11 protein-coding genes are annotated in these 12752 nt (G+C 31.2%); 8 read left to right on the top strand and 3 right to left on the bottom strand.

Going from position 1 to position 12752, the window contains the following annotated elements; all coding sequences use genetic code 11:
- Positions 1 to 948: a sulfate/molybdate ABC transporter ATP-binding protein gene (locus tag CHRY9293_RS08270; protein ID WP_162032566.1), complete on the top strand. Its 948-nt coding sequence runs from the start codon at positions 1 to 3 to the stop codon at positions 946 to 948.
- A gap of 283 nt (positions 949 to 1231) precedes the next feature.
- On the opposite strand, the gene CHRY9293_RS08265 is transcribed toward CHRY9293_RS08270, so the two are convergent.
- The gene (locus CHRY9293_RS08265) at positions 1232 to 1576 is read right to left on the bottom strand and encodes a zinc ribbon domain-containing protein YjdM (RefSeq protein WP_162032565.1); all 345 of its coding nucleotides are present in this window, start codon (positions 1574 to 1576) and stop codon (positions 1232 to 1234) included.
- A 184-nt stretch (positions 1577 to 1760) separates the two neighbouring features.
- Between CHRY9293_RS08265 and CHRY9293_RS08260 the strand changes: the two genes are divergently transcribed.
- The 3 genes from CHRY9293_RS08260 (at position 1761) to asnB (ending at position 6793) form a co-directional block, all read left to right on the top strand.
- A complete protein-coding gene (locus CHRY9293_RS08260; RefSeq protein WP_162032564.1) occupies positions 1761 to 2966 on the top strand; it encodes an RsmB/NOP family class I SAM-dependent RNA methyltransferase in 1206 nt (401 codons plus the stop codon).
- Between the two features lie 174 nt (positions 2967 to 3140).
- Positions 3141 to 4802, top strand: coding sequence for a GLPGLI family protein (locus CHRY9293_RS08255; protein ID WP_162032563.1), 1662 nt, complete (start codon positions 3141 to 3143; stop codon positions 4800 to 4802).
- 323 nt (positions 4803 to 5125) lie between these two features.
- A complete protein-coding gene (gene asnB, locus CHRY9293_RS08250; RefSeq protein WP_162032562.1) occupies positions 5126 to 6793 on the top strand; it encodes an asparagine synthase B in 1668 nt (555 codons plus the stop codon).
- Positions 6794 to 6870: 77 nt separating this feature from the next.
- Here asnB and CHRY9293_RS18915 read toward each other — a convergent pair whose 3' ends face one another.
- A complete protein-coding gene (locus CHRY9293_RS18915; RefSeq protein WP_162032561.1) occupies positions 6871 to 7644 on the bottom strand; it encodes a response regulator transcription factor in 774 nt (257 codons plus the stop codon).
- 196 nt (positions 7645 to 7840) lie between these two features.
- On the opposite strand from CHRY9293_RS18915, the gene CHRY9293_RS08240 reads away from it, so the two are divergent.
- The 3 genes from CHRY9293_RS08240 (at position 7841) to CHRY9293_RS08230 (ending at position 11176) form a co-directional block, all read left to right on the top strand.
- Positions 7841 to 8371, top strand: coding sequence for a hypothetical protein (locus CHRY9293_RS08240; protein WP_162032560.1), 531 nt, complete (start codon positions 7841 to 7843; stop codon positions 8369 to 8371).
- 488 nt (positions 8372 to 8859) lie between these two features.
- Positions 8860 to 9672 carry a hypothetical protein gene (locus CHRY9293_RS08235; RefSeq protein WP_122548078.1) on the top strand — a complete coding sequence of 271 codons (813 nt, stop codon included), beginning with the start codon at positions 8860 to 8862 and terminating at the stop codon, positions 9670 to 9672.
- A gap of 100 nt (positions 9673 to 9772) precedes the next feature.
- Positions 9773 to 11176, top strand: a complete 1404-nt coding sequence (locus CHRY9293_RS08230; protein WP_162032559.1) for an MFS transporter — start codon at positions 9773 to 9775, stop codon at positions 11174 to 11176.
- A gap of 176 nt (positions 11177 to 11352) precedes the next feature.
- Here the strand turns inward: CHRY9293_RS08230 and CHRY9293_RS08225 are convergent, their stop codons facing one another.
- Positions 11353 to 11607 carry a hypothetical protein gene (locus CHRY9293_RS08225; protein ID WP_162032558.1) on the bottom strand — a complete coding sequence of 85 codons (255 nt, stop codon included), beginning with the start codon at positions 11605 to 11607 and terminating at the stop codon, positions 11353 to 11355.
- Positions 11608 to 11833: 226 nt separating this feature from the next.
- Here CHRY9293_RS08225 and CHRY9293_RS08220 point away from each other — a divergent pair, with 226 nt between their 5' ends.
- Positions 11834 to 12709, top strand: coding sequence for a pirin family protein (locus tag CHRY9293_RS08220; protein ID WP_162032557.1), 876 nt, complete (start codon positions 11834 to 11836; stop codon positions 12707 to 12709).
- The last annotated feature ends 43 nt before the right edge of the window (positions 12710 to 12752 follow it).

Here is a 12752-nt window from a genome sequence, read left to right as displayed (position 1 = left end):
ATGTTATTAGAAATAAATAATCTAAATTTTTCATATTCCAGAGAAAAACAATTATTCCAACATCTCAATTTTCATTTTGAGAAAAATAAGATTATAGCGTTGGCTGGAGAAAGTGGATGTGGAAAATCAACTTTACTCAGTTTAATATATGGACTGTTGGATTGGGAACAAGGAGAAATTATATTTGATGGAGAGCGCCTTCTTGGTCCTAAAGGAAATCTTGTCCCAGGCGAATCTGAAATGAAATTTGTTGCTCAACATTTCGATTTAATGCCCTATGCCACAGTTGCTGAAAATGTAGGAAAATTCATTTCAAATATTGATCTAAAAAAGAAAAAAGAGACGGTTAATGAACTTCTCACTCTCGTCGGCCTAGAAGAATATGCCCATATTTTACCAAAACACTTAAGTGGGGGTCAACAGCAAAGAGTAGCCATCGCAAGAGCTCTTTCTCAACTTCCGAAGTTGTTAATCTTGGATGAACCTTTTAGTCATTTAGATTTTCCTCGAAAAATTGAACTGCGCGAAAAACTATTTAAGTATGTAAAGCAAAATAATATTTCATTACTTATTTCCACCCATGAACTACAAGATATAATCCCTTGGCTAGATCAAATTGTTATTTTACAGGATGGAAAATTGATCCAAAATGATACTCCGGAAGAAATTTATAACCATCCTTATAATTTATATGTTGCTAAGCTTTTTGGAGAAGTAAATACTTTTAGTAAAAATGAAATGGAAGATTTTCAAATTTCTAAATTTTCCTATTATCCAAAAGAAATTAAGGTTACTGAAAATGGTTTAGAAGCTGAGGTTTTAGAAAGTCGATTTGCAGGTAATCATTATTGGAATAAAATAAAAGCTAAAAATAAAGAGATCATTCTCTACTCGGATCAAAAATTAGAAAATACAATTAAAATTTCTTTTAAATTACCCTATAAATAGAGTTTATAGCTATAATTGAGATTCATTATTCATCCCATTATATTAAATGTTAATTTATCGATAAAAAATAAAAATCCCAGAACCTATTTTAAAACTTTTTTTTATTTTTGCACGTAACACAGCATAAGGAAATTTTTGGTTAATACTCTTTCTGCCTCCAAGACGCGAATTAGCATTTCTGCAATCCAGTCTTTATGAAAGATTACCCTGCCCAATCTTTTCCTTTTTTTATTTTTTACTCTGAAGATCTACGGCAAAGTATAGCTTTCATATAAGACCTACATTATGCTTTCTTTACAAATTCTGACTTCAGAGCCATAGATCCAAACCCATCGATTTTACAATCAATATTATGATCACTTTCAGGTCTTAAACGTATATTTTTCACTTTTGTTCCAGCTTTAACCGGTTTAGGTGCTCCTTTTACAGGCAAATCTTTTATCACCACAACAGAGTCTCCATTTTGTAATTCATTTCCATTTGAGTCAAAAATTTTCCCATCATCTGTTACATGAGAAGCAATTTCTTCTTGATTCCATTCATAAAAACATTGAGAACATACCATCATAGTATCACTTGGATATGTAAACTCAGAATTGCATTTAGGGCAAAATACCGTATCACTCATTTTTTTAATTTTTAACAAAGGTAATTTTAAAAATTAAAACTTTAATACGTTTATCCTATAAACCATATCTCTACTTTATTAAAATTAAAAGAAAATACTCCCATTATACACCCATATAAGTGTTCTTTACAACTCTCAACTTTAATTCGTATTTTTGCAGCTTCAAAATAGCAGAAGCAAATTTATGGAACTTATTCACAGAAACTTATTGATCGGCATTCACGATGCTTTACAAGAAACATTTTTTGAGAAAAACAAGTATGCAGACAAAGTGATCGAAAGGCTTTTAAAGGCAAATAAAAAATGGGGAAGCCAGGACAGAGCAGTTGTTTCTGAGATTTTCTATAATATCATTCGCTGGAAAAAACGTCTAGAATATTATATGGGGGAAGGCGTAAAGCCCTCCAATATTTATAAACTTATTCTGGCTTATTTACTTTGGAGCCAAACAAAATTTAAAAAATTTGATGAATTTGATGGCATAAAAACAGCCGATATCATTACCAAGCTTAAAAAGAATACTGTCCCTACTAAAGCGATTGAACATTCTATTCCAGATTGGCTTGCCGAAACCTTAGAAAAAGAATTAGGGACTGATTGGGAAAAGGAAATGCAAGCATTAAATGAACAAGCTCCCACTGTATTAAGAGCAAATTCTCTAAAAACTTCAGCAAAAGAACTTATTTCTGACCTTTCCGATGAAAATATTGTTTCTTATACTATAAAAAATTATCCAGATGCTGTTCAGCTGGAAGAAAAGAAGAATGTTTTCCTTACTACTTCCTTTAAAGATGGATTATTTGAAGTACAGGATGCATCTTCTCAAAAAATCGGGTACTTTCTTGATGTAAAAGAAGGACAGAGAGTGGTAGATGCTTGTGCAGGGGCCGGCGGAAAAACATTGCATCTTGCTGCATTGATGGGTAATAAAGGGCAAATTATTGCTTTGGATATCTTTGACTGGAAACTCGCAGAATTAAAGCGTCGTGCTAAAAGAGCCGGAGCTCATAATATTGAAACTCGATTAATATCTGATAATAAAACAATTAAACGCCTGTATGAAAAAGCAGACCGATTATTAATTGATGCTCCATGCTCTGGTTTAGGTGTTTTAAAGAGAAACCCAGATAGTAAATGGAAAATTGATCAGGAATTTATAGATAGAATTAAAAAAGAGCAGCAACAGATCCTTCAGGATTATTCAAAAATTCTTAAAAAAGGAGGGAAAATGGTGTATGCTACCTGCTCTATCCTACCCTCTGAAAATAATAAACAGATTGAAGAATTCCTACAAAACAATCCTAATTTCAAAATGATCAAAGATGAAAAGGTAATGCCTAGTGAAGGATATGATGGATTTTATATGGCTATGATCGAAAGAGTATCATAATAATTAATAAAGTTAATTTAAAATAAAAGTGCATAACTACTCCCCTATAGGAGTAGTTTTTTAATATAATTCCCCGTTTAAAATGAGTGCTCTTATACTCTATTTTTATTATTAAAACGTCGTAGATCATCAATTCACAGTAACTATATTATATTTCTCCCAAATAATTTTAATATGCATATAAAAACTCTATTCTGTTTATTCTTTTTAATATTTTCTTTCTCAATCGCTCAAACTTATGAGATCCAATATATCAATTCATATAATGGAAAAACGTTGACCGAACAATCTCCTACCTTGGTTTGGGTGAGCGAAAAGGAAAATTTCATTCTCACTCATAAAATTAAAGAGCAAAAGAATGACTATCCTTTTGAAATAACAAAAGTTGAAAAACCATCTAACATTATTACTTCTTATGCCTTCTTACAATCAGGAGAGATCGTTTCAACTTCAGATATAGAATCTATCAATACACAAACTTTTCAATATACTGATGAAACAAAAAAAATATTAGGATACCGTTGTAAAAAAGCAATAACTATAATTAATTCCAATACTATTGAAGTTTGGTATACTCAGGATTTAAAAATAAAAGGAGGTCCTTCCAGTATTGGTCAAAATCTTGGACTGGTTCTTGAAATTGAAAAAAATAAAAATTCTATTATTTCGGCTACTACTATCAAAAAAGTTAAACATACTACTATAGATAATATAATAAAAGGATCAGTAAACCCTATTGATCCACTTAGCTACAAAGATTTACTTTGGAAAAGTAGATTTACTATTTTAAAAATTTTTGACAATGAGACCATTAATTTCTCTGAGGAGTCAAAATCGGATGAAAATATAAAAAGGTTTGCGAATGGTACTATTATACTCAAGAAAATAAAATTCCCAAAAATTACAGATAGTGATCAGGTTTTTGTTGACCTGAAACAAAAATCTAATGGTGATGCCTATGATAGAACCGGAACTGTATTCTTTATACCTCAAGATAAATCCCTATCGTTTTTTGATGGATTAGAAAAAGGAATTAAAACTCTTCCTTACTATGAAAATGGTAATGGTAAACCATATTATGGTAATATATCTACTGAAAACTATACTCCTCCGGTAGAGATCATGAGATTTTTTACTCCATTTGGTATTGATAAATTCAATCATATCCAAATAAAAGGAAAAGATTGGCAAACGCTTACTCCTTATCGTCAGGAGATTACAGAATTAGCTTCTTCTCTTTCAGAAAAAGAACTTTGGATAGGTACTTTCATTGCCAATTACGACAAAGGAGGACATAAAGTAAGTCTAGAAATTACTATTCATAAAAGTGATCCGTTCAATAAACCTAATAAAGTTATTCCATTGTTTAATACCTTAAATATAATGGAAATGGCCGGACAAGATTATTCCACTATGTTTAATAATGATAAAGGCCTTTTTATGGAATTTACATTAAGAAAAGATTTAAAAGATGCCCAATTACGGTATATCACCACAGGGCATGGGGGTTGGAGTAATGGCGATGAATTTATTCCTAAAATTAATTCGATTTTTTTAGATCATACTAGAGTATTTTCTTTTTTACCTTGGAGAACTGATTGTGGTTCTTATCGTTTATATAATCCTGCTTCTGGAAACTTTGCGGATGGACTTTCATCATCAGACTTAAGCAGATCAAATTGGTGTCCAGGAACAACAACAAATCCCAATTTTATACCGCTGGGAAATTTAAAGGCAGGAACACATACCATACAAATAAAAATTCCTCAAGGAGATTCTGAAGGAACAAGCTTCAGTTCGTGGAATATTTCGGGGGTATTAGTAGGATCTGAATAAAAAAAAACCTTCTCGTAAACTAAATTACGAGAAGGTAAAAACACAAATGATGAAAAAAAATTATTTCGAGCGACAAAGTAATGTCAAATTTTCCTATAATTAATTAACATAGATTAATAAATATGTCATTTTTATTTTGTATGTAGAAACTTTTTTATTTCAGTGAAAAAAATCAATTAAAAACAGACATTTTTATTGAAATTAGTTAAATATTTTTTCTGAAAAACATTTTAAAGTTAAAATTTTTAATATTTAATTATTTTTAATTGTTATTTATACACCATAATTATATTTTTGTTTAAATTAAAATTAAAAAAAAGATAATGTGTGGAATTATATGCTTGTTTGATGCCAAACAGAATACGGAAATACTGAGACCTCAAGTGCTAGAAATGTCAAAGAAAATACGTCATAGAGGCCCAGATTGGAGTGGAGTATTTCAACATGAAAAAGTAATTTTTTCTCATGAACGCCTTGCTATCGTAGATCCTACTTCCGGAAAACAACCCTTATTTACAAAAGATAATAAAATTGTTTTAGCTGTAAATGGCGAAATTTATAATCATCAACAATTAAAAGAGGAGTTTCCGGACTATGAATTTCAAACACAATCTGATTGTGAAGTAATTTTAGCATTATATCAAAAATATGGTAAAAACTTCATTGAGAAACTGAATGGTATATTTGCATTTGCATTATACGATACCGAAAATGATATTTATTTGATTTCACGAGATCATATGGGTATTTGTCCGCTATATCATGGGTGGGATAGAAATGGAAATTACTATGTTGCCTCCGAATTGAAAGCCCTTGAAGGTGTTTGTAAAACTATTGAAACTTTTTTACCAGGACATTTAATATATAGTATAGAAGGAAATGAATTTCAACAATGGTACATTAGAGAATGGGAGAATTTTGATAATGTAAAAGATAACCCAACAGATATTTCGAAATTAAAAAAAGGATTGGAAGATGCAGTCCACCGTCAGCTAATGAGCGACGTCCCTTATGGTGTACTCCTTTCCGGAGGATTAGACTCCTCTGTTATTTCTGCTATTACCGCAAAATTTGCCAGACAAAGGGTAGAAAGTAATGATACTCAAGAAGCTTGGTATCCAAGGTTGCATAGTTTTGCAGTAGGGTTAGTGGGTTCTCCGGATTTGGCAGCTGCGCAAAAAGCCGCAGATCATATAGGTTCTGTTCATCATGAAGTCCACTTCACAGTTCAAGAAGGACTGGATGCCATTCGTGATGTAATCTATCATTTAGAAACATATGACGTAACCACCATAAGAGCCTCCACTCCCATGTATCTTTTAGCTAGGGTAATCAAATCAATGGGAATAAAAATGGTTTTATCGGGTGAAGGATCGGATGAGCTATTTGGAGGATATCTCTACTTTCATAAGGCTCCGAATGCACAAGAATTCCATGAAGAGACTGTAAGAAAACTTGGAAAACTTCACCTATATGATTGCTTACGTGCCAATAAAGCATTAATGAGCTGGGGAATTGAAGGACGGGTACCCTTCTTAGACAAAGAATTTATGGATATTGCTATGAATTTAAATCCTAAGGATAAAATGATAAATACATCTGAAGGAAAAATAGAGAAATGGGTGTTAAGAAAAGCGTTTGAAGATCTTCTTCCGGATTCTATTACTTGGAGACAAAAAGAACAATTTTCTGATGGTGTAGGATATTCTTGGATAGATACCTTAAAAGAAGTCGCAGAAAAAGAGGTAACTGATGAAATGATGACGAATGCTAAATTTAGATTTCCTTTAAATACTCCTCAAAATAAAGAAGAATATCGCTATAGAAGTATTTTTGAAGAACATTTCCCAAGTGAAACAGCAGCAGCAACAGTTCCTTCCGTACCATCAGTTGCTTGTTCAACCCCTATTGCTTTAGAATGGGATGAAGCGTTCAAAAAAATGAATGACCCAAGCGGAAGAGCCGTTAAGATTCATCAAACTTCTTACTAATTTTTAATGATAATTAAAAAGCATTGTAGATACTCAGAAATAATCTAACAATGCTTTTTTTTATTATATCACCTAATTTATATTAATCCATAATCTAACGCCTTTTTAATAAGTTCAGACACTTTATTGCATTCTAATTTCTTCAATATATTTTTTCTGTGGGTAGTCACTGTATGATATGAAATAATCAATTGATCAGCGATCTCTTTTGCCGAATAGCCACGAGCTAAAAGTGAAAGAACTTCTAATTCTCTATCTGTAAGTTTAACATTAGAAATTTCTATTTCTTCTACAGGCTTATAAGACATTTGATGGAAATCGTTTCTATCTCTAATGCCTGAAATAAGAGCAATATATGAGTTATTTTGAGTAATATGCTGAATGTTACTATGAATATTAACTGCTTGCATAAGCCTCCCCAATTTATCTTGATGGATATGCAAAGCTTGATGATAAAACATCTCATAATTGCCTTTCCCTGTTTTCATCCTAAAACAATAACTAGACTTTAGCTCTTGCTGATAAACAAAACCAATCTCTTTTACTTTTTCTATACACATTCTTTCCGCCTCCATCACAAAAGGTATATCCGCCGGATGAATGAGATCTATAATATCTTTAAGATGAGATGGGTACACCTTTAAACCATGCATTTTCAAAATATTCGGATGATGCTTACAAATGGTACTATCCGCAAAATTAATAACATAATAATATGATTCTCCCGGCGCAAAAACGTCTCCAACAATACGCTCAATAGAAGGCAAAGGCAAAATATCACTCGTATTCTGCAAAAACTCAGGATAGTCGTTCCAAACTTTAATAAGAGGGTGAACCTTTTTATTATTCATTATTTTTCTACTAAAATGTAATTATGTAAATTTTAATACATTAAAATTAGCAAAATTTTATTAAAAATACCTTTTTTGAGGTATTTTATCGTATTTATAAAAAAAATATATTTGGGTAAACTAATAAAAAAAACATAATGATTTTATTATAGCTTATAATAAAAATCATTGGATAGCTCGCTTGAAACTACTAACCATGAAAACATTCAATATACTGTTCTTTGTTGTAAGCATAACAGTGATGTATGGACAAAACAAAGTACCCAAAGACACTTATTCTGATTGGCTATATGTACAAAGTGATAAGCCAGTTCAGGAAAGATTTAAATTAATCAAGGAAGATGGCAACTTTGGAGTTTTCCAAATTCAATTCCAACTTGATACGCAAGATCAAACTCATTGTAATAAACCACAATGTTTAGGCTATATTATGGCCTTTGGGGTCCCTGATGAAAGTGGACAGAACCTCATCTACTCTCATTACAAGGTAATGAATACCATGTCTGAAACCTATACCCTTCCTGAAAATGTACGAATTAAATTAAATTTTTCTGATGGATCCAAAAGGTTTCTTACGGATAAGGGCTTTTTTTACACATCAAACGATGGGGATTCTCCTCAGCAAGCCTATGTTTTTAGTAATTGTGTTGATAATATTATTTCTAATTATCCACAACATCGATGTAGAGAATTTGATGAAACGAAGGCCATAACGATTGAAAAATAACCAAAATACTCTCAGATAAATAAACTATTAAGACTGGTAACAATAATAACAAAACGTATGAAGGAACATCTACACGGTAAATATCTTTGAAAATCTGAAATCAAATAAAAACACAATATATATAAATTCTCAAATTAAATTCTATGAAAAACATTAACCTTTTCAATGATTTTTTTACAGATTTTCAAAGTGATTATAAGTGATCTCCCCCATAGAAATGTTATTAAGCCTAAGAAATTACTCATTAACTATTTAGTATAATAATACCCACAAACCTGGTAATAGGGATTTTTATAAAGTCTATAAAACCAAAATAGTATGACTATTATTAAATACTAAATAATAACAACATTAACTTTATCAATCCTGTAGCAATACAGGATTTTTTTTTGAATTAACTACAATAATATAGATATAATTATCTGCTTATGAAAAATAATATCTAATAAATAATTATATTTGGAAAGTGAAAATATCAATTATATAAAATGAGAAGAAACATTACCATCTTATTTGCTTTATTATCTATAACTTTTTCCTTCGGGCAAGGAAAATACGGGAAATATCTCAACTCAAAAAAACTTGCGCTCGCATATAAAAGTGTAAAAGAATCTGATAAAGAAGATTTTTACCAACAATATTACTGGCTAATCAAAGCAGAACAATTGAAAACATATCCTCATCTTAAGGATGTTAAACCCGTTGTTTTATATGAATTTGTAAAAAAAATAAATCCTCAAAATCCGACAAAAAAACTAGATACTAGAGGAAAAGAACTACGCGAAACATCAGAATTATCACTCAATCAATATTTCAAAAATAAAAACTTTGAAAATAATTCGGTATTAATTTATAACCTGGAAACGTATGTAGATCCGTCAAAGGGTGAATATTATACAAAAGTTGATCCTGAAAAAATTAAAGAACTTGTTCCAAAAGAATTATTTTCATTCAACTCTCTAAATAGAAACTTAGGAGAAGAAAAAACCTACTATTTATGGATTGATAAGAAAAAAGATAAATTTAGCATCGTGGATATCATTCCTAATGAAAAAGAAGATAAAGCTTTTTATACTCGATTAAAGCAATATCTCCCTAATTACAAATTTTCTAAATATGTTCCTACAGTAAAAAAGGGCAATAAAACAGACAAAACTGACGCTGATTATTATTATATTATGCCATTTGAACAAAACACGGATAATATAGAATACAAAACAAAAGACTTTAAAACTTTTTCTTTAAGCCAATATAAAAAAACAGGCGAAGAATGGAAGGGAGTAGAAAAGCCTAGAAAATAAATTAAAAAGTCTTGTGAAATGTCACAAGACTTTTTTAATTTTATATAGTGTCTTCTACGGAAAGTAAGTTGGAAAAAATTTGAAATTTTCAGTCTATCCCATGTCAGAAATTATTTCACAACCTCATTCTATTAAAAAAATCCTCCCCTTGATTCTTGCCACCGCAATTTTCATGCAAATGCTGGATTCCACTATTTTAAATACGTCCTTACCTTCCATTGCAAAAGACCTACAAGAATCTCCTCTTAACATGCAAAATGCCATCATAAGCTACGTGTTAACATTAGCCGTTTTCATGCCTGCAAGTGGATTTTTAGCAGATCGGTTCGGAACAAAAAACATTTTCATTTTCTCTTTGGTTCTTTTCAGCTTAGGATCTTTATTTTGTGCTCTTTCACAGAATCTCACCCATCTGGTCATTTCCCGAATTATTCAAGGAGTGGGTGGTAGCTTAATGACACCTGTTGGGAAACTAGCTTTAATCAAAACATTTGATAAAAATGAACTATTAAAAGCTATGAATTTCGCCATTATTCCAGCACTTATAGGGCCGGTTTTAGGACCTCTCATTGGAGGATATATGGTAGATTATCTTTCTTGGCACTGGATCTTCTTAATTAATATACCTATTGGGATTTTAGGAATCATTTTAGGACTAAAGTTTATGCCCAATTACAAATCCAACGAGGTTGATTTTGATCTAAAAGGTTTTTTAATTTTTGCCGCAGCATCTCTTCTTCTTTCTATTTCTCTGGAACTTTTTGGAGATCTACAAAACATCACGCCTGTACTTCTTGTATTTATTTTAGGATTTTTATTTCTCTTTTACTATTATAGACACGCCAAAAAAGACGAAAGCCCTTTATTTCCTTTAAATCTTTTTCAGGTAAGAACTTTTAGAGTAGGAATTATGGGAAATTTAGCTACCCGGATAGGAATAAGCTCTGTACCTTTATTACTGCCTCTTATGATCCAGATCGCTTACAAACAATCTGCAGTGACTTCGGGTTGGATCATTGCTCCTATGGCTCTTACGGCAATGTTTGGGAAATCTTACGTAATAAAAATTTTAAATAGATTTGGATACAGACAAACATTAATGCTTAACACTTTTATCATAGGTATCCTCATTTGCCTTTTAGCCATTCCCACTATTCATACTTCGTTATATTGGTTTATTCCCATTATTTCAATACTTGGCTTTTTCAATTCTATCCAATTTACTTCCATGAACACCATTTCTATCGCTGATTTAAGAAATTTCCAGACCAGTAGTGGAAATTCTTTATTATCAGTCAACCAACAACTTGCCATTGGATTTGGAATTGCTTTTGGATTAATTGTTTTAAAAATATTTGAAACAACCGATATAATAAAGGGCGAAATACACAACGCATTCAGATACACTTTTCTTACAGTGGGATTTCTTACTATTTTATCGGGTTTTGTATTTAGAAGACTTCATATCTCTGATGGAAAAAACATGAAGTCAAAGGAAAATTAAATGGATGTAGATAAATCCATACATTATCTATGAAAACTGTAATTAGAATAGTGTCCATCAACCCACTCTTTCCATATCAGTTTCGAACTTGTAAGAGTTAATATTTCAGCGGACCAATTTTCAAGACCAGGATCTGCTTCATCCCAATGGATTTTAATAAAATTATCAGAAACAGACTATGTACCCATATCTATAATATCCTCATTATTATTGCCAAACTTAAGGTAAGTCATTTCTACCCGACCATCAGATCTAAAATAAACAATATCAGGTTCATTCGAATCCGTATACCATTTTCCAATAAGTCTACTTTGAATACTTAATTGTTCTGTAACAACATTTTCAATACTATCGTTATCACCACTACTTGAACAATTAAGCAAAATTGTAGATAAAATCAAGCATACAAAAATGAAATAATACTTTCTCATAATTAATAATTTTATTTTTTAGGTCAAACAATTATTGACAAACCGTAATCAGCTATAAATAACATGAGCTGCATACATTATCAGTTTTAATAAATTTAATTAAAAATAATCAATGTAATACTTATAGTACAGGACTTTTATTATCATTTTCCTTAACTACTTACCACACATCAATGTATTCTACTTTTAACTCTAGTAATTTTGTTATAATAAATTTCAATCTATTATGGAAACTAAACAAGTAGAAACCATTGTATCTCCCCCAGCTGCCCATTTTGTAGGAGACGGCTTTAGGGTTCATAATTTCATCCCCAGTATACAAGAAATGGATATGAAAAGAATGGATCCATTTATTCTGCTTGATTACCATTCAAAATTTCATTTTAATGGCACTCATAGACCACGAGGCATTGGTGCTCATCCTCATAGAGGTTTTGAAACTGTAACCATAGCCTATAAAGGAAAGATTCAACATACTGACAGTACAGGTGGTGGCGGTATTATTGATGAAGGGGATGCACAATGGATGACCGCAGCAAAAGGGATTCTACACAAAGAACATCATGAAGCTGAGTGGGCTAAAGAAGGTGGAGTATTTCAAATGGTTCAACTTTGGGTCAATCTTCCCTCCGTATATAAAATGAGTTGTCCAAAATATCAGGCGATCAAAAATTATGACATGAAAAAGATTGCTATCGAGGACATTGGAACTATTGATATTATTGCAGGAGAATATAAAGGTCAAAAGGGACCTGCTTTTACTTTGAGTCCTGTTCATGTAATGAACGTAAAATTAAAAAAAGGAGGACGTGTTGAGTTTAATTTTCCTGCTTATTTTAATACTGGAGCATTAGTTATTGAAGGAGAAATTATGATTAATGGACAAGAAAAATGTCAAGAAGATTATTTTGCTTTATTTAAGAATGAAGGCGAAATATTCCACATTGAAGCAAGTGAAGATTCTATTATTCTAATAATCAGCGGCCAACCTTTAGAAGAACCTATCTATGCACATGGCCCTTTTGTTATGAATTCTAAAGAAGAAATCATGCAGGCATTTGAAGATTTCAATATAGGACGATTTGGATATTTAGCAGACTAATCCTGATTCAACCTTCATTGATTCTTTTTTCTTACTTTTATAT

Source organism: Chryseobacterium potabilaquae, from assembly GCF_902728265.1.
GTDB lineage: Bacteria > Bacteroidota > Bacteroidia > Flavobacteriales > Weeksellaceae > Chryseobacterium > Chryseobacterium potabilaquae.
The sequence above is the reverse complement of the archived record's forward strand: the minus strand, read 5'-3'. Positions and strand labels throughout refer to the sequence as shown.